This is a genomic window from Rhodococcus sp. NPDC057014, from assembly GCF_042673295.1.
In the GTDB taxonomy this organism is placed as follows: Bacteria; Actinomycetota; Actinomycetes; order Mycobacteriales; family Mycobacteriaceae; genus Rhodococcus_F.
Window position 1 is genome coordinate 18,584 of sequence record NZ_JBHUSF010000006.1, and the last position, 16,852, is coordinate 35,435.

Consider the following 16,852-nt stretch of genomic DNA (forward strand, 5'->3'; position numbering starts at 1 on the left):
GGTTGCCGGGCGGAAACACCGCTGTAGCCAAGTGCGGGGCCCGATTCTTCCGTCTGTGCATCGTCGCTGTTCAAACACCATAGACGTTCGTTATCGCCTCACGTAAAACAGGTATTAACCGCCTGAACCGGAACCTGCGTAGCGTCCGTTTACATCGAAAGTTCACTGGAACGGCACCCGCGGTTCCACTGCAGGCCCCCCTTGGAGGCACCGTGACTGTCACGATCGATCTCGTCGCCGACCTCGGCGAGAGCTTCGGCGCTTGGACGATGGGCGACGACGACGCATTGCTCGACGTGCTGACGTCCGCCAACGTCGCGTGCGGCTTTCATGCCGGCGACCCCCGGACCATGGATGCGACGGTCCGAGGGTGCGTCGCCCGCGGAATCGGCATCGGCGCACACCCCAGCTTCCCCGATCTCGCAGGGTTCGGCCGGCGCGCGATGGACCTCACCGCCGAGGAGGTCCGCACGGACGTTCTGTACCAACTCGGCGCACTGCACGCCTTCGCGACGGCCCACGGCACAGCGCTCTCGCACCTCGCACCGCACGGTCGGCTGGGAAACCTCGTCGCGACCCGCGCCGACTACGCGGGCGCCGTCGTCGACGCGGTGGAGGCGTTCGACCCGCGACTCATCGTGCTCGCCCAGGACGGGGAACTCGCCGACCACGCCCGGGCGCGGGGGCTCCGGGTGGCCATCGTCGCCATCGTCGACCGTGCGTACCGGGCGGACGGCACCCTGGTTCCGCGGTCCGAGGCCGGCGCCGTGATCCACGACCAGGCCGCGCTGGTGTCGCGCACCGTGCAGATGGTGACCGAAGGGGTCGTCGAAGCCGTCGACGGCACGCGCATCCCGATCGAGGCAGACACGGTGCTGCTGCACGGCGACGGCGCCGACGCGGTGGGCAACGCGCGAGCGATCCGAGAGGCACTGCTGCGCGCGGGCGTCGTCATCGCCCCCGTCACCGAGGTCCTCGAGGCCAAGGCCGAGAAGGAGTCCGCATCGTGTCCGGCGTGACGTGCATCCGGCCGCACCGCGACTTCGTCCTCGCGGACTGCGGGGACTCCGCGGTCCGCCTGACGTCGCTGTCCCCCGACGCGGAGGAGCGCTGGCAGGCCGTCCACACGGTCGCCGCCGCGCTCGACGCCCGCGGCGACGACGTCGCGGTCACCGGCATCATCCCCACCTACGACTCACTGCTGGTCGAATTCGACTGTGCTGCAACGACACATGGCGCCATCCGCGCGCTGGTCGAACGGCTGATCGAGCTGCCGGCGCAACCCGCGACGCGCGGTCCGCGGCAGTTCGACATCCCGGTCGTCTACGGGGGCGAATTCGGACCCGACCTCGACGACGTGGCAGATCACCTCGCACTCTCCCCGGCCGAGGTGATCCGACTGCACAGCGCCCGCCCCCTCACCATGCGCTGCTACGGGTCCCCGGGCGGCGCCCCCATGCTCGACGGCCCCGCATTCCCGCAGCCCGTTCCCCGCCGCACCATTCCGCGGCCGCACGTTCCGGCAGGCGCGGTGGCGGTCGCGGGCAGGCAGGCCGTCATCTCGGCGCGCCCGGCGCCCGGCGGCTGGCCGGTGATCGGCCGCACGCCCCTGACCATCGTCGATCCGGCGACGGAACCGCTGTCCGACTTCCGGCCCGGCGACACGTTCCGCTTCGTGCCGATCACCGCGGCCGAGTGGCCGGCGTACGAGGGGGTCCGGCATGGCTGAGACGATCACCGTCACGACACCCGGTCTCACCTCGATCCAGGATCTCGGACGACTCCGGGGCTCCCGGTTCGGGCAGATGACCGGGGGAGCCTCCGACCAGTACAGCGCCGACGTGGCGAACGCGCTGGTCGGCAGTCACCGCACCGCGCCGCTGCTCGAAATGGTGGCGATGGACTTCGGCGCCGTCGCGAGCGTCGACCTGCTCGTCGCGGTGACCGGCGCGCCCGCGGAGGTCCAGGTCGGAGGTGTCACCCGGCCCCAGTGGGAGCCGTTCGTGTGGACCGCGGGCGAAGAACTCACCGTCCGCGGAATCCACGACGGGCTCCGCGTCTACCTCGCCGTGCACGGCGCGATCGCCGCGCCGTCCCTGCTCGGCAGCTGCGCCCCCGACTCGGTTCTCGGTTTCGGCCGGCAACTGACGGTCGGCGAATCCGTCGCCATCGACGTCGACGGACCGCCGATCGACCACCCGTACTTCCGGGTACCGCTGTTCCGGCTCGGCGCCGAACCCGCATCCTTCACCGGCCGCTGGACCATCGACGTCACCGACGGTCCCGACGTGCACGAGTTCGGCGCGTCCGCCGCCCGGTTGTTCGACACCCCCTTCGTCATCGGTGCCGATACGAACCACATCGGTCTTCGCCTGACGCCGACCGATCCGGGGAGCGACGTTCCCCGGCGGGACCGGTCGACGGAAGTGCTCTCCCGCGGGGTACCGATCGGCGCCGTCGAGGTTCCCGCGGGCAACGAGATCCTCGTCCTGCATCGGGGCCGGGGAGTGACGGCCGGATATCCGGTGCTCGCGGTCGTGACCGCCACCGCACTGTCCCAGCTCGGCCAGGCACGCCCCGGCCAGGAGGTCCGGTTCCGCAAGGTGAGCGTCCCCGACGCCGTGGACGGTTACCGGAGCCAACGACGCGCGATCGCACAGCTGCGGTCCCGCGTGGCGAGCGCCTTCGCCGGTCTTCGGATCCCCACCCACACAGAAACGACATCCGCCCAGCACCACTCTGTAGCCCAGATGGAGTCAGCATGACCAACGCGATCTCACCCGACACGGCCGGGCACACGCCCGAACACGAGGTGCAACCCCGCCAGCTACGCAAGGTCGTTCTCGCAGGGTGCGTGGGCATCTTCGTCGAGCTCTACGACAACGGCATCTTCGCCTTCATGGCGACCGCCCTGGCCATCGTCTTCTTCGACGTCTCCAAGTCGAGCGACGCGCTGATGCTCGTCTTCGCCGGTTACGCGATCTCGTTCTTCGTGCGACCGCTCGGCGCGGTCGTCTGCGGCATCCTGGGCGACAGGATCGGCAGGCAGAAGATGCTCGTCTTCGTGATCATGCTGATCAGCGTCGCCACCGCGGGCATCGGTGTTCTCCCGACATACGCCGCGATCGGCGTCGCCGCGCCCGCGCTGTTGATTCTCCTGCGCATCCTGCAGGGATTCTCGGTGGGCGGTGAGGCGGCGGGCGCCATGACCTTCCTCGCCGAGCACGCACCGGAGGGCAAGCGCGGACTGATCACCAGCTACGCACAGATCGCGTCGTTCCTGGCCCTGCTCACCGGCACGCTGGTCGCGTTCGCGATGTCGCCGTGGCTCAACGAGGCCGCGATCGAGGGCGGCGGACCGGCGAGCTGGGCGTGGCGCGTCCCGTTCCTGGTCGCGATCCCGATGGGCATCATCGGCTGGTACATCCGGCGGGCCATCAGCGACACCCCGAACTTCGAGAAGCTCAAGTCCGAAGGCGGACTGTCCCGCAACCCGCTGAAGGAAGCTTTCGCGACTCCCGAACACCGCAAGGCGATGCTGCTCGCGCTGTTCATCCCGTTGATGAACGGCTCCGGCTACTACGTGCTCTTCTCCTACATGCCGACGTTCCTCAAGGGCGAGAACATCGGCTTCTCCACCGGCACCGCCCTGCTGGTGACCGCGGCGAGCCTGGTGGCGATCTGCTTCGCCATTCCCTTCATGGGCGCGCTCTCCGACCGTGTCGGCCGCAAGAAGGTCATCGCCGGTGCGGCGATCGCCATGGCCGTCGGCGCCATCCCCTGCTACGCCCTGATCGCGACCGGCAACTTCGCGCTCGCGGTGCTCGGAGCGTGCCTCATGGCCGTGATCTTCGCCGGCCACACCGCCGTCATCCACATCCTCATCGTCGAACTCTTCCCCACCCGGGTGCGGTACTCGGCGTACGGGCTGGGCTACAACATCTCCTCGGCGGTGTTCGGCGGCACCGCGCCGCTGCTGATGACCTGGCTGATTCCGCAGTTCGGCATCCACGTCCCCGCGGTCTACGCCGTCGTCACCGCACTGGGAACCCTCATCGCCGTCAGCACCGTCACCGACCGGGCGCACGTGCCGCTCCGTGACACGCTCTGACGGATCCAGACTCGGCCCGGTGGTCTCCTGGCCACTCGAAGACCACCGGGCTGCACCAACTTTCACCACCAGCAAGGCAAGGGAGCGTCATGCCATTCAACGACTACCGGACCGCACTCGTCACCGGCGCCAACACCGGAATGGGCGCCGCGGTCACCGAGATCCTCACCAAGCGGGGTCTCACCGTCTACGGCGTCGCCCGCAACAAGGAACGGCTCGACGAGGTGGCGGAGAAGACGGGCATGATCCCGCTCGCCGTCGACATCACCGACATCGACGCCCTCACCGCCGCCGTCGAGGGCCTCGAGATCGACGTGCTGATCAACAACGCGGGAGTCTCGGCCACCGGCAACATCCTGGATGCGTCCGCCGACTCGGTCGACGCCATGGTCGACGTCAACCTCCGTGCGGTGCTGCACCTGTGCCGGCTGCTCATGCCGGGGATGGTCGAGCGGGACCTCGGCCACATCGTCAACATCAGTTCCATCGCCGGCCTGTACAACTTCTACGGCCACACCGCGTACCACGCCACGAAGGCGGCGGTGCACCAGATCTCGCGGCAACTGCGCAACGACACCATCGGCAAGCGCATCCGCGTGACCGAGATCTGCCCGGGCCGGGTCGAAACCGAGATCTTCGGACGCAACCTCGGCGGCTCCCCGGAGGCGATGAAGGAGGCGTGGGAGACGTATTACGAAGGCTTCGAATCCATCACGACGAAAGACATCGCCGACACGATCGAGTTCGCGATCGACGCTCCGCGCCACGTCAACCTCGGCCTGATCGAGATCATGCCCACTTTCCAGGTACCGGGCGGTCTCGACTTCGTCCGGCGCAACGACTGAGGCCGGCCGTGACCACGACGCCGCACGAATCCTCCGCCCCGCTGCCCACCGAGACGCTCGGGGTGGTGGCGCACGCCGCAGGCGACCTGCGTATCGAATCGGTTCCCCTCCGGCGGCCCGAACCGTCCGAGGCGGTCGTCGAGATCGCCTACGGTGGGATCTGCGGATCCGACCTGCACTATTGGACGCACGGCGCCGCCGGCGAGTCGATCCTGAAGGCGCCCATGCTGCTCGGACACGAAGTGGTGGGAACGGTCGTGCAGGCCGCCGCAGACGGGACCGGCCCGGCCCCGGGTGACCCGGTGGCCGTGCACCCCGCGACCCCCGGCGGTCGCGGCGCCAGGTTCCCCGAGGACCGCCCGAACCTCTCGCCGGGATGCACCTATCTCGGCAGCGCGGCGCAATTCCCGCACACCGAGGGGGCATTCGCGAAGTACGCGGTGCTGCCGTCGCGGATGCTGCGGCGACTGCCGGCGAACCTGCCGCTGCGCACCGCTGCCGTCGCGGAACCCGCCGCCGTGGCGTGGCACGCCGTGGCCCGCGCAGGCGACGTGGCCGGGAAGAGCGCGCTCGTCGTGGGGTGCGGTCCCATCGGCGCCCTCGTCGTGGCCGTCCTCCGCCGGGCCGGGGCGAGCGAGATCACCGCGGTCGACGTGCACGACTATCCCCGCACGGTCGCGAAGGCGCTCGGTGCGGACACGACGCTGGACGCCACCGACGCCGTGAGCATCGCGGCCGTCGACGCCGACGTCGTCGTCGAGTGCTCCGGCAACCGCTTCGGACTCGAATCGGCCATTCGCGGCGCGACGCGCGGCGGCAGGATCGTCATGCTCGGACTGCTCCCCACAGGGCTTCAGCCCGCGCCGCTGTCGCTCGTCATCACGCGGGAACTCGAACTCGCCGGTTCCTTCCGGTTCAACGACGAGATCGATGCGGTGCTCCAGGCTCTGGCGGACGGCAGCCTGAACGTCGAACCGGTGATCAGCCACGAGTTCGGCATCGAGGACGGTCTCGAGGCGTTCGCCGTCGCGAAGGACGCGTCCGCGTCCGCGAAGGTGTTGCTGGCGTTCTGAATCCAGCCATGCCGAACGGCTATCACCCGACACACAATCGGTCTTGTACAGGTGCGGCCCCCGCCCGATAGCGTGGGTGTGAAGATACCGCCCCGACTTCCCGGCTCCTTTCGTCCCCACGCCCTCTACCAGGAGGAACCATGTCCACCTTCGTTCCAGCAGCGCGAGTCGACCAGATGCGTGAATCACCGAGTGTGGCAGCCGCGCAACGGGTTCGCGAACTCCGGGCGTCGGGGCGGGAGATCCTCGACCTGACGGTCGGGGAGCCCGATTTCGACACCCCGGACCACATCAAGGCGGCGGCCGTCGCGGCGATGGAATCCGGTCTCACCAAGTACACCCCCGTCAACGGTATTCCCGCACTGCGGGAGGCGATCTCGAAGAAGATGCTGGCCCGCACCGGAGTGGAGTTCGCGGACAACGAGATCACCGTCGGCGGAGGCGCCAAGCAGGTCATCTTCCTCGCGCTGATGGCGACGGTGGAGGTGGGCACCGAGGTGATCGTGCCCGCCCCGTACTGGGTGTCGTACCCCGACATGGTGACCGTGCACGGCGGGACACCCGTCGTCGTCGACTGCCCGGAATCCGACCGGTTCCTGCTCACCGCAGAGAAGCTCGAGGCCGCCATCACCCCGGCGACGAAGTGGGTCATCCTCAACGCGCCATCGAACCCGACAGGCGCCGTGTACAGCGAGCACGAACTGGCGGGGCTCGCGAAGGTCCTCGACCGGAACCCGCACGTCAACGTGCTCTGCGACGAGATCTACGACGAGATCGTGTTCACCGACTCACCCGTACCGAACCTGCTGTCGTCCGCGCCGCACCTGCGCGATCGGATCCTGGTCACCAACGGTGTGTCGAAGGCCTACGCGATGACCGGCTGGCGCCTCGGGTACGGCGTCGGGAACAGGGGGCTGATCGGCGCGATCAACAAGCTGCAGTCGCAGAGTTCGTCCTGCCCGTCGTCGATCAGTCAGGCCGCCGCCGCCGAAGCCCTCACCGGGGATCAGAGTTTCGTCACCACGTCCGTCGCGAGCTATCGCGCCCGGCGTGACGTCACGTTCGAATTTTTCTCCGGCATCGACGGTCTCGAACCAGTACTGCCGCAGGGCGCCTTCTACCTGTTCGTCGGATGCGCCGGCCTCGTGGGCAAGCGGACACCCGACGGCACGCTGCTCGAAAACGATCAGGACGTGGTGCTGTTCCTCCTCGACCACGCGTCGGTGGCCACCATCCAGGGCTCTGCGTACGGGGCCGAATCCTATTTCCGGGTCTCCTTCGCCACGGCCGAGGACGTGCTCAGGAATGCGGCAGCCGCGGTCGAGAAGGCCGTCGCCTCACTCAGCTGACCCCACCCGCCATCACAGAGCTACGGAGACATCATGGTTCACGTCACTACCAAGATCGATCGCGCCGACAAGGCCGCCATCGACAGCCTGGGCGCCTTCTCGGCCGCCACCATCCACGAGGCGCAGGGCCGCAAGGGCGCACTGGATTCGGGGATCAAGCCCATCGACCGCGACATGTCGTTCTGCGGATCGGCCTTCACCGTCGTGTGCCATCCGCGTGACAACATCATGCTCCAGGTCGCCATCAGCTACGCGCAGCCCGGTGACGTGCTCATCGTGTCCTCCGGCGACCAGCCGGCGGGGCAGTTCGGTGACGTGCTGGCCAATGCGTGTGTGGCGCGGGGCATCAGCGCACTCGTCACGGACGGTGGCGTGCGGGACAGCCGGGAGATCCGCGAACTCGGGTTCCCCGTCTTCTCCAAGCACGTGTGCATCGAGGGAACGGTGAAGGAATCCCTCGGTCCCGTCAATCAGCCGCTGGTGTTCGGCGGCCAGATCATCTACCCCGGCGACGTCGTCAAGGGCGACTGCGACGGTGTGGTCGTGGTCCGGCGCGACGAGGTCCAGTTCGCCATCGACGCCTCCCGCGAGCGGGACGCCGCCGAGGCCGCCTACATCGAGCGGTACAAGAAGGGCGAAACCCCGATCCAGGTCAGCAACCTCGCCCCGGTGCTCGAGGCGAAGGGTCTCACCGTCGACCAGTGAGCCGGCGGTGTCAGTGCCCTGAGGTCGGTGTCAGTTCCCTCAGGGCGTGTCAGGGGGACGTCACGGCGTGGACACCTGCTCCCGAGGGGACTTCGTGGAGGCGATGTTCGTCCTCGCCGGGTGTGTCCGACCCTCCGGTCAGTTCGTCGAGGAGGATGTATCCGCCGTAGCCGAGGCCGGCGACGGCGAGGACAGCGGCGTACAGCCGGTCGAGCATCTGTTTCTCCGTATCGTTTTCGGAAACCCCGAGCCGGGCAAGTATGCCGTGGCGCGGACGGTCGGGGACCTACCCGATCGGGTAGGTTTACGGGCAGGATTCGACTGACCGAACGGTAGGAAACCCGGCGGGCTCCCTACTTGACAGCGACCACGTCGACCGGTCGGATGTCGGGGTCCTTCGCGAGCAGGTCGGGGCCGACGGTGGCCAGTGCGGCGGGGATCGCTCCCGTCAGGTGCGCCTGCCTGCCTTCCTCGTCCTGGAATGTGTCGAAGATGCCGTACGTGGTGTCGCCGACCTTGAACGCGTACCAGGTGACGGTGCCTTCCTCCTCCGCCGCCAGGGCGCGCCCCTGCTTTAGGAACGCGGCCAGTTCCTCGCCCTTGCCCGGCTTGGCCTCGAGCAGTGCCAGAATTCCTCTGTCGATCGTCACGATGTCTCCTCCTCGTTCGTTCCGACTCGCGTACACCCACCTACGACGCTACGAGCGTCGAGCGGCCGACCACCACCCCTCTGACACAAGTTGCGACCGGACTGTTCGTCACCTGGTGGTGACTGCCTTCGGTCTCAGTGCTGTCAGCATCGACGTCTCGAAGAATCGGTCGAGTCGTGCGGCGGTACTCGCGTTCGAGGTCTGCAGGTAACGGTCGATGGCGCGCGCCAGACGCACGCGATATTCGGCCGGTTCGACGCCGAAGTCGCGCTTGATCTTGTCGGCCGGTGGATCCCCGATGGGAAGCCACATGACGGCGAGATCGAGAATCTCGTCGTCCAGAGACAAGCGTGGTGGTGTCATCGAGCAGAACTCATCACGGCCGGCGGGGTGGGGAAGCCGCCGACGGCCTGTTCATAGGTGTGTGCCACGCGCAGGACCGTGGCGTCGTCGAACGAGTTGCCGACGATCATCAGCCCCGTCGGCAGGCCGTCGACGAGCCCCGCGGGAACCGAGCAGGCCGGGTGACCGGTGACATCGAACGGGGCGGTGTTGCCGACCATCGACAGCGCGACGTCGAGGTAGTCGCCCAATGCCACATCGGCGGGCGGGATCTTCTTCGCGGTGTAGGGGACGGTGGGCATGACCAGCACGTCGTAGTCGGTGAGGGCGGCGTCGTAGGCCGCGCGCAGTTCGGGGACGAGTTGGCGGGCCATCGCGTAGTACTTTCCGCCGCCGACCTCGAACGTGTACCGTCCCGACAGCCCCACCAGCTTGACCGTCTTGGACAACTCGTGACCGCGTTCGAGGCGCTGAGCGGCGAAATGCGCGATCAGTTCCGGGTCGTAGAACCCGTCGGTGTTCATGCCGTAGGCGTTGCCGTCGAGCATCTGGTAGGCGGCGCCCTCGGTCGCGATCACGTTCCAGACGTGCATCGCGTCGAGGTGCCACGGAATCGACACCTGCTCCGCCGCGAGTCCGGCGCTGCGCAGCACGTCGACCGCGGCGTGGACGGCGGCGTCGACCGCCGGATCGGACACCGCGGTGCCGAAGCCCTCGGTCACGACGCCGATCCGCAGCCCGGAGGTGGGTTCGGTGAGCGCAGCCAGGTAGTCGACCGGCTCGACCTGGCGTGATTGTCGCGGATCGGCCCCGTCCGTACCGGCGAGCACACTGAGCATGGTGGCGGCGTCGGCGACGGTCCGGGTCATCGGGCCGAGATGGTCGATGGTCCTCTCGATCGGAAATGCACCGGTGTAGGGGACCAGTCCGTGCGTCGGTTTGTGACCCACGATCCCGCAGAATGCGGCAGGAATGCGGATGGAGCCGCCCTGATCTCCGCCGACGGCCAGGTCGACCTCACCGCCGGCGACCAAAGCCCCGGAGCCACTGGAAGATCCACCCGAATTGCGGGTCGTATCCCACGGATTGCGTACCGGTCCCGGCTGCGAGGTGAAACTCCCGCCCGAGAAACACAGATCCTCACACACCGATTTCCCTGCGATCGTGGCGCCGGCATCGAGCAGCCTGCGGACGACCGTGGCGTCCTGCCGCGGGACGAACCCCTCCAGGGTGCGTGATCCGTTCATCATCGGCACTCCCGCGACCGCGACGTTGTCCTTGACCGCCACGGTGCGGCCGGCCAGCGGACCCTCGGCGGAGCCGTCGATCGAGGTGGTGACGTACCACGCTCCGAGACGATTGGCCTCCGGTGCAGGCGGCGCCCACGACCGCTCGGGGGCCGGTGACTCCGCACGCGCATAGAGCTGCTCGACGGCGATCGGCGCCGCGAGGGTGGCCTCGACGGCAGGGGCGAACTCGTCGAGGTCGGCGGTGGACAACCCGAATCGGAAATGCTCGTTCAACGCCGCCAATCGGGCGGAATCGGGTGCAGGCAACGAAGTCATGAAGGTGCGCTCCTCAGCTGTACGGTGGCGCCCGAGGGCACCTGGTCGAGGGCCGGCGGTCGGGCCGGATGCGACGCGGGACCCGCCGGCATTTTCCCGGTGTTCTACGAACCGTAGAAGCAGCCGAACCGCAGCGTTTGTCTCACAGCGACAGCCCGCTTGGCGCTCAGCGCCAACCTCGCCGCTGAGGCGTGTTTCCCTGCGGAAACAGTGGTCAACTGGCATTGACAGTGACGCCGGATTGCTCATAGCGTGACGTGCAGGCGAGGGAAAGGGGCTGCTCATGCCGTTGTCGCTCGCACCGGGTGGCGAGCACCGCCGCACGGAGGTGATCCGGACAGCTGCCCTCCGAGACTGGGTCGAGGTGATCAGCGAGACCTTCGTGGCGTTGAAGATCAGCCCGGGCGAATCCGAGCGCTTCGCGGGTGCGGTCCACACCCGTCGCTTCGCGCATCTCCTGGCCGCCGACGTCCTGGCCACACCTCAGACCTTTCACAGGACGCCGCAGCTGACCGACCGGCATCCGCTCGACCTCATGCAGATCGGCATGGTCGTCGCCGGCGAGGGGCAACTCGTCCAAGACGGGCGAACCTGCACGCTGCGGCCGGGCGACTTCGCCATCTACGAATCCGCCCGCCCGTTCACCTGGAACCTGCGACCGGAATGGCACCTCCAGGTCTTCACGTGGCCGCGCGGTGCCGTCTCGCTGTCCGAGGGCGAGTCGCAGAAACTGACGGCACGGACCGTGCGATCCAATTCTGCAGTAGGACAGCTACTGTCGCCGATGCTCGCCGGTCTCCTCGCAGTCGAGAAGGAACCGTCGCCGGGCGGTGCGATGCGGCTGGCGGACGGAATCGCAGACCTGGCAATCACAGCCGCACTGGAGGAGGGTGAGCCGGACGATCCCGACGTCACCGCACGCGATCTGTACGCGAACATGCTGCGGTACATCGAGCGGAACCTCGACGACCCGGACCTGTCCCCGCAGCGCATCGCCCACGCGTTCTTCATCTCCACGAGAACCGTGCACCGAGTGTTCGCCCGATTCGGGAACACCGTGGCAGCCACGATCCGGGCGCACCGACTCGAGGTCTGCCGTGACGCGATGCTGTCCCCGCGCAACGCCTCCCGTTCGCTGACCGAGATCGCCGCGCAGTTCGGATTCATCGATCTGTCGGTGTTCAGCCGGGCGTTCGCCGCAAGATACGGCGTCAGCCCGAGCCGGTACCGGGAATTGCACCGGTAGCCCGAAAGTTCTCGGGGGAGAATTGCGCAATCAGACCGAAGAGAGGTTTCGATGCTTGTCAGGTCCGGGTTTTCATTACCCGTGCGGACGACACGGGCCTCCGACTGGGAGGACATGCTGCGCGAGCACTTCGTCGCCCTCAGCGTCTCGGACATCGAAGACGGCCCCCGGTTCACCGGTGCAGTGCGGTCCTCCGAACTTGCTCATCTCAAGGTGTCCACAGTCCAATCGACCGAGCAACGGATCGCCCGCAGCGGCAGCCTGGCCAGATCTGACCGTGCCGACTACCTCCAGATCGGGCGGATCCGTCGTGGGCGTGCCGTGGTCACCCAGGATGACCGGGAGTGCGTACTCGACCACGACGACTTCGTCCTGTACGACACGTCTCGCCCGTTCGAGTGGCGGATCGACGGGCATCCGGATGACGGTTCCTGGGTGCTCGAGGTCTTCACGTGGCCGAGGAGCTCACTGTCGTTCACCGAAGCGGAGATTCACGACCTCACCGCAATAGCCTTCGACGGCCGTGCCGGAGCCAGTGGGCTCGTCGGCCGGTTCCTTCACGACATCGTGACGAGCCGGATCGCATCCGGTGCCGGAGCGGCGAACGCGATCGTGGACGAGGTCGGCGACCTGGTCACTGCCGTCCTGCGGGCCGTCGGCCGGCCGGTCGGCGCGCCACGTTCGAGTACCTACCGCGCAGCGATCACGATGATCGACGAGAGCCTCGGAGATCCATCGCTCTCGCCGTCCGTGATCGCCTCGGCCCTCGGCATTTCCACCCGGCACCTGCACCGGGTATTCGCCGAGCAGGACACGACGGTGTCGCGCGTCATCCGCGTGCGGCGACTCGAACAGTGTCGCCGCGACCTGGCGCAGAGCGCGACCACGCATCGCTCGCTGGGGCAGATCTCCCGCCGTTGGGGTTTCGCCGACCCCTCGCTGTTCAGCCGGACATTCAAGAGCGAGTACGGGATGAGCCCGCGGCAGTACCGGGCAACGACGGCCGCACCCTGACGTCGGGACGCAACTCGGGTTGTCCCTCTCGTCCAAATACCTGTCCCTCTCCGTCAGATTCCCCGTCGATCGGGGCGGTAATTTCTGCGTTGCCGGGATTTTGAGCCGTCGAAGCGGCGGCCCGCACGCGATGAACCAGAACCAGGAGTCCTCATGGAATCTGCAATCAGCGATCACCTCCAATGCCCCCGCACGTTGACCCGACGCGTCCCGGACGGCTACCAACCACCCTTTCCCATGTGGGTGGGACGTGCCGGCGAAGAAGTGCAGCAGGTGGTGATGGGATACCTCGGTGTGCAGTTCCGCGGTGACGCGCAACGCCCGGCCGCGCTGCGCGCCATGCGCGACATGGTGGCCGGTTTCGATCTGCCCGACGGCCCGTTGCATCATGACTTGACCCATCACGTCGACAATCAGGGTCATGAGAATCTGATGATCGTGGGCTACTGGAAAGACACTGCTGCCCATCATCGTTGGCTCGAATCGCCGGAGGTGGCCGACTGGTGGGCCTCGGACGAACGGCTGTCGGAGGGGCTGGGGTACTTCCGTGAGATAGTCGCCCCGCGCGCCGAACAGTTCGAGACGTTGTACGCGTTCCAGGATGCCCTTCCGGGTGTCGGTGCCGTCATGGGCGGTATCAGCGGCGAGATCAACGAGCACGGCTATTGGGGCTCGATGCGCGAGCGCTTCCCGATCTCCCAGACCGACTGGATCCAGCCGTCGGGTGAATTGCGTGTACTCGGTGGTGATCCCGCCGCAGGTGGTCGCGTGGTGGTTCAGGGCCACGACAACATCGCACTGATCCGCTCCGGGCAGGACTGGGCCGACGCCGAAACGGCGGAACGCAACTTGTATCTCGACGAAATCCTGCCCACTCTGCAGGACGGCATGGACTTTCTGCGCGACAACGGACAATCGGTGGGCTGCTACAGCAACAGGTTTGTGCGCAACATCGATCTGGACGGAAACTTTCTCGACCAGAGTTACAACATCGGCCACTGGGGTTCGCTGGACAAGCTCGAACGCTGGGCGGAATCTCATCCCACCCACCTGCGAATCTTCACTACGTTCTTCCGCGTCGCCGCCAGCCTGTCGAAACTTCGTCTTTACCATGAAGTCTCGGTATTCGACGCGCGCGACCAGCGATACGAGTACATCAATTGCCATCCGCAGACCGGCATGCTGCGTGACGCGCAGCCGCCGCAGTAGAGCTATTCGCAATTTCAGCCCCTACAGAGAAGGTGAAGAATGTCGGTAACGATCGAACACACACCGGAGAACGGGACTCCCGCACAGGCACCGGCCGCCGACCGTGCCTGGGCGCTGTTCCGGGCGCTGGACGGAAAGGGATTGGTTCCCGAGGGATACGTCGAAGGCTGGAAGAAGACATTCGAAGAGGAGTTCAGCCCCCACCGCGGGGCTGAACTGGTCGCGCGGGCATGGACCGACGACGAATTCCGGCAACTTCTGCTCACTGACGGTACCGAGGCAGTCGGCAGGTACGGGTACCTGGGACCGCAGGGTGAATACATCGTGGCGCTGGAGGACACGCCGACACTGAAGAACGTGATCGTGTGCTCGCTGTGCTCGTGCACCGCCTGGCCGATCCTCGGCCTGCCACCGACGTGGTACAAGAGCTTCGAGTACCGCGCTCGCGTGGTTCGTGAACCGAGAAAGGTGCTGTCCGAGATGGGTACCGACATTCCGGAGGGTGTCGAGATCCGGGTGTACGACACTACAGCGGAAACGCGCTACATCGTGTTGCCCGAGCGGCCGGCAGGCACCGAGGGATGGAGCCGGGAGCAACTCCAGCAGATCGTCACCAAAGATTGCCTGATCGGGGTCGCGATCCCGCAGGTTCCGAGCGCCTGAGCACCCGAAGAGAAGGAACAGATCCATGGATGGAGTACACGATCTCGCCGGTGTCCAGGGGTTCGGTAAGGTCCCGCACACCGTCAACGCCGACATCGGCGGACCCTTTCACGCAGAGTGGGAGCACCTTCCCTACAGTCTGCTGTTCCTCGGCGCCGCAGACCTGGGGGCGTTCAGCGTCGACGAAGTCAGGCACGTCGTCGAACGAATGGAACCACGCCACTACATGATGACGCCGTACTACGAGCGGTACGTCATCGGCGTCGCAACCCTGATGGTGGAGAAGGGAATCCTGACCCACGACGAGCTCGAGGCGCTCGCGGGCGGCCCATTCCCGCTGTCCCTCCCTGCGGAGTCGGAAGGCCGGCCGGCGCGGACGGATGACATCACGTTCGAGGTCGGTCAGCGCGTTCGGGTCCGCGACGAGCACGTGCCCGGGCACATCCGGATGCCGGCGTACTGCCGCGGCCGGGTCGGAACGATCACCCACCGCACCACCGAGAAATGGCCGTTCCCCGACGCGATCGGCCACGGGCGCGACGACGCCGGTGCAGAACCCACCTATCACGTCCAGTTCGCGGCGGAGGACCTCTTCGGCGCGGACACCGACGCCGGCAGCGTCGTGGTCGACCTCTTTGAGGGATACCTCGAAAAGGTAGCCGCCTGAACGCATCCGACACGATGAACACAGACCGGCGGTGGAGGGCCCGCCCGTAACTCCGCGCCTCCGCCGCCGGTCTGTTCGCGAGTACAACCAGGTTCGCCGGAAGGAACTGACCAATGAATGACACGCGCCTCCCCGTCACCGTGCTGTCCGGATTTCTCGGTGCAGGAAAAACGACACTCCTGAACCAGATCCTGCGCAACCGCGAAGGCAGGCGCGTCGCGGTGATCGTCAACGACATGAGCGAGATCAACATCGACAGTGCCGAGGTCGAACGAGAGATCTCGCTGAGCCGATCGCAGGAAAAGCTCGTCGAGATGACCAACGGTTGCATCTGCTGCACGTTGCGGGAGGATCTCCTCGACGAGATCAGAACCCTGGCCGCCGACGGACGATTCGACTACCTCCTGATCGAATCGTCCGGCATCTCCGAGCCCCTGCCCGTCGCCGAGACCTTCACGTTCATCGACACCGACGGGCACGCGCTGGCCGACATCGCGCGGTTGGACACCATGGTGACCGTCGTCGACGGCCACAGTTTTCTCCGGGACTACCGGTCCGGCGGTCCCGTCGAGGCCGACGCTCCCGAGGACGAACGCGACATCTCCGATCTTCTGGTCGATCAGATCGAGTTCGCCGACGTGGTCCTGATCAGCAAGGCCGACCTCGTCTCCGCCGAGCACCTCACCGAACTGACCGCGCTGATTCGATCGCTGAACAAGACCGCGGACATCCACGCGATATCTCACGGACAGGTCCCACTCGACGCCATCATGGATACCGGCCTGTTCTCGTTCGACAGGGCAGCCCAGGCACCCGGCTGGCTGCAGGAACTCCAGGGAGAGCACACTCCTGAGACCGAGGAATACGGAATCGGTTCGGTCGTCTACCGCGAACGCGCCCCCTTCCACCCGGGGCGATTACACGAGTTCCTCACCGGTGAATGGACGAACGGCAGACTTCTCCGCGCCAAGGGCTACTACTGGAATGCCGGCCGGTTCACCGAGATCGGCAGCATCTCCCAAGCCGGTCACGTGATCCGGCACGGGTACGTCGGCCGGTGGTGGAAGTTCCTCCCCGACAGCTACTGGCCGGAAGACGACTACCGCCGCCAGGGAATTCTCGACAAATGGGAAGAACCGGTCGGTGACTGCCGACAGGAACTCGTCTTCATCGGCCAGGGCATCGACGCCGACACACTTCGGAACGAGCTCGACACGTGTCTTCTCACCACCGAGGAAATCGACGCCGGCCCCGACACGTGGTCGGGGTGGCCCGACCCCCTCGGCGCCGGTCACTCCGATCACGTGACCAGCCAGGTAGCCCAGACGAGCACCCTCTGATCCTGTGACCTGCGGCACTGGTCAACTCTGCCCAATGTGAGTTCTGGTTTGGGCAAACTTTGCCAATGTCCGA

At 66.8% G+C, this 16,852-nt stretch carries 18 protein-coding genes; 14 read left to right on the plus strand and 4 right to left on the minus strand.

Features of this window, described 5'->3' with window-relative positions; all coding sequences use genetic code 11:
* Window positions 1–212 precede the first annotated feature (212 nt).
* The 8 genes from ACFTZB_RS02215 to ACFTZB_RS02250 all read left to right on the plus strand — a co-directional run bounded on the left by ACFTZB_RS02215 (window position 213) and on the right by ACFTZB_RS02250 (window position 8,083).
* A complete protein-coding gene (locus tag ACFTZB_RS02215; RefSeq protein WP_378429901.1) occupies window positions 213–1,019 on the plus strand; it encodes a LamB/YcsF family protein in 807 nt (268 codons plus the stop codon).
* Window positions 1,007–1,729: an allophanate hydrolase subunit 1 gene (locus tag ACFTZB_RS02220; protein ID WP_378429902.1), complete on the plus strand. Its 723-nt coding sequence runs from the start codon at window positions 1,007–1,009 to the stop codon at window positions 1,727–1,729. The genes ACFTZB_RS02215 and ACFTZB_RS02220 overlap by 13 nt, the downstream gene beginning before the upstream one ends.
* Window positions 1,722–2,765 carry a biotin-dependent carboxyltransferase family protein gene (locus ACFTZB_RS02225; protein ID WP_378429903.1) on the plus strand — a complete coding sequence of 348 codons (1,044 nt, stop codon included), beginning with the start codon at window positions 1,722–1,724 and terminating at the stop codon, window positions 2,763–2,765. The genes ACFTZB_RS02220 and ACFTZB_RS02225 overlap by 8 nt, the downstream gene beginning before the upstream one ends.
* Complete coding sequence (locus ACFTZB_RS02230; RefSeq protein WP_378429904.1) at window positions 2,762–4,111, plus strand: MFS transporter; 1,350 nt, start codon at window positions 2,762–2,764, stop codon at window positions 4,109–4,111. The genes ACFTZB_RS02225 and ACFTZB_RS02230 overlap by 4 nt, the downstream gene beginning before the upstream one ends.
* An 89-nt stretch (window positions 4,112–4,200) precedes the next feature.
* On the plus strand, window positions 4,201–4,956 hold the full coding sequence (locus ACFTZB_RS02235) for an SDR family oxidoreductase (protein ID WP_378429905.1): 756 nt from the start codon (window positions 4,201–4,203) through the stop codon (window positions 4,954–4,956).
* Window positions 4,957–4,964: 8 nt separating this feature from the next.
* Entirely contained in the window at window positions 4,965–6,029 is a 1,065-nt protein-coding gene (locus tag ACFTZB_RS02240) for an L-idonate 5-dehydrogenase (protein WP_378429906.1), read from the plus strand.
* A gap of 140 nt (window positions 6,030–6,169) precedes the next feature.
* Window positions 6,170–7,378 carry an aspartate transaminase gene (locus ACFTZB_RS02245; protein ID WP_378429907.1) on the plus strand — a complete coding sequence of 403 codons (1,209 nt, stop codon included), beginning with the start codon at window positions 6,170–6,172 and terminating at the stop codon, window positions 7,376–7,378.
* 33 nt (window positions 7,379–7,411) lie between these two features.
* The gene (locus ACFTZB_RS02250; RefSeq protein ID WP_219460307.1) at window positions 7,412–8,083 is read left to right on the plus strand and encodes a 4-carboxy-4-hydroxy-2-oxoadipate aldolase/oxaloacetate decarboxylase; all 672 of its coding nucleotides are present in this window, start codon (window positions 7,412–7,414) and stop codon (window positions 8,081–8,083) included.
* A 49-nt stretch (window positions 8,084–8,132) separates the two neighbouring features.
* On the opposite strand, the gene ACFTZB_RS02255 is transcribed toward ACFTZB_RS02250, so the two are convergent.
* The 4 genes from ACFTZB_RS02255 to ACFTZB_RS02270 all read right to left on the minus strand — a co-directional run bounded on the left by ACFTZB_RS02255 (window position 8,133) and on the right by ACFTZB_RS02270 (window position 10,640).
* Entirely contained in the window at window positions 8,133–8,300 is a 168-nt protein-coding gene (locus ACFTZB_RS02255; RefSeq protein WP_378429908.1) for a hypothetical protein, read from the minus strand.
* 136 nt (window positions 8,301–8,436) lie between these two features.
* Window positions 8,437–8,733, minus strand: a complete 297-nt coding sequence (locus ACFTZB_RS02260; RefSeq protein WP_378429909.1) for a putative quinol monooxygenase — start codon at window positions 8,731–8,733, stop codon at window positions 8,437–8,439.
* Between the two features lie 108 nt (window positions 8,734–8,841).
* Window positions 8,842–9,096 (minus strand): hypothetical protein, encoded by a 255-nt coding sequence (locus tag ACFTZB_RS02265; protein WP_378429910.1) that lies wholly within the window; start codon window positions 9,094–9,096, stop codon window positions 8,842–8,844.
* On the minus strand, window positions 9,093–10,640 hold the full coding sequence (locus tag ACFTZB_RS02270; protein WP_378429911.1) for an amidase: 1,548 nt from the start codon (window positions 10,638–10,640) through the stop codon (window positions 9,093–9,095). The genes ACFTZB_RS02265 and ACFTZB_RS02270 overlap by 4 nt, the downstream gene beginning before the upstream one ends.
* A 283-nt stretch (window positions 10,641–10,923) precedes the next feature.
* Between ACFTZB_RS02270 and ACFTZB_RS02275 the strand changes: the two genes are divergently transcribed.
* The 6 genes from ACFTZB_RS02275 to ACFTZB_RS02300 all read left to right on the plus strand — a co-directional run bounded on the left by ACFTZB_RS02275 (window position 10,924) and on the right by ACFTZB_RS02300 (window position 16,779).
* On the plus strand, window positions 10,924–11,886 hold the full coding sequence (locus tag ACFTZB_RS02275) for a helix-turn-helix domain-containing protein (RefSeq protein ID WP_378429912.1): 963 nt from the start codon (window positions 10,924–10,926) through the stop codon (window positions 11,884–11,886).
* An 81-nt stretch (window positions 11,887–11,967) separates the two neighbouring features.
* Window positions 11,968–12,900, plus strand: a complete 933-nt coding sequence (locus ACFTZB_RS02280) for a helix-turn-helix domain-containing protein (protein ID WP_378429913.1) — start codon at window positions 11,968–11,970, stop codon at window positions 12,898–12,900.
* 153 nt (window positions 12,901–13,053) lie between these two features.
* Window positions 13,054–14,109, plus strand: coding sequence for a phenylacetaldoxime dehydratase family protein (locus ACFTZB_RS02285; RefSeq protein WP_378429914.1), 1,056 nt, complete (start codon window positions 13,054–13,056; stop codon window positions 14,107–14,109).
* A gap of 39 nt (window positions 14,110–14,148) precedes the next feature.
* Entirely contained in the window at window positions 14,149–14,772 is a 624-nt protein-coding gene (gene nthA, locus ACFTZB_RS02290; protein WP_378429915.1) for a nitrile hydratase subunit alpha, read from the plus strand.
* A gap of 25 nt (window positions 14,773–14,797) precedes the next feature.
* A complete protein-coding gene (nthB, locus tag ACFTZB_RS02295) occupies window positions 14,798–15,439 on the plus strand; it encodes a nitrile hydratase subunit beta (RefSeq protein ID WP_378429916.1) in 642 nt (213 codons plus the stop codon).
* A gap of 113 nt (window positions 15,440–15,552) precedes the next feature.
* Entirely contained in the window at window positions 15,553–16,779 is a 1,227-nt protein-coding gene (locus tag ACFTZB_RS02300) for a GTP-binding protein (RefSeq protein ID WP_378429917.1), read from the plus strand.
* Window positions 16,780–16,852: the final 73 nt, after the last annotated feature.

Bases quoted from the DNA above. Each gene is read 5' to 3' on its own strand.
- ACFTZB_RS02225 (WP_378429903.1), top strand. From the start codon at position 1,722: ATGGCTGAGACGATCACCGTCACGACACCCGGTCTCACCTCGATCCAG.
- ACFTZB_RS02230 (WP_378429904.1), top strand. From the start codon at position 2,762: ATGACCAACGCGATCTCACCCGACACGGCCGGGCACACGCCCGAACAC.
- ACFTZB_RS02235 (WP_378429905.1), top strand. From the start codon at position 4,201: ATGCCATTCAACGACTACCGGACCGCACTCGTCACCGGCGCCAACACC.
- ACFTZB_RS02245 (WP_378429907.1), top strand. From the start codon at position 6,170: ATGTCCACCTTCGTTCCAGCAGCGCGAGTCGACCAGATGCGTGAATCA.
- ACFTZB_RS02250 (WP_219460307.1), top strand. From the start codon at position 7,412: ATGGTTCACGTCACTACCAAGATCGATCGCGCCGACAAGGCCGCCATC.
- ACFTZB_RS02255 (WP_378429908.1), bottom strand. From the start codon at position 8,300: ATGCTCGACCGGCTGTACGCCGCTGTCCTCGCCGTCGCCGGCCTCGGC.
- ACFTZB_RS02265 (WP_378429910.1), bottom strand. From the start codon at position 9,096: ATGACACCACCACGCTTGTCTCTGGACGACGAGATTCTCGATCTCGCC.
- ACFTZB_RS02270 (WP_378429911.1), bottom strand. From the start codon at position 10,640: ATGACTTCGTTGCCTGCACCCGATTCCGCCCGATTGGCGGCGTTGAAC.
- ACFTZB_RS02275 (WP_378429912.1), top strand. From the start codon at position 10,924: ATGCCGTTGTCGCTCGCACCGGGTGGCGAGCACCGCCGCACGGAGGTG.
- ACFTZB_RS02285 (WP_378429914.1), top strand. From the start codon at position 13,054: ATGGAATCTGCAATCAGCGATCACCTCCAATGCCCCCGCACGTTGACC.
- nthA (WP_378429915.1), top strand. From the start codon at position 14,149: ATGTCGGTAACGATCGAACACACACCGGAGAACGGGACTCCCGCACAG.
- nthB (WP_378429916.1), top strand. From the start codon at position 14,798: ATGGATGGAGTACACGATCTCGCCGGTGTCCAGGGGTTCGGTAAGGTC.
- ACFTZB_RS02300 (WP_378429917.1), top strand. From the start codon at position 15,553: ATGAATGACACGCGCCTCCCCGTCACCGTGCTGTCCGGATTTCTCGGT.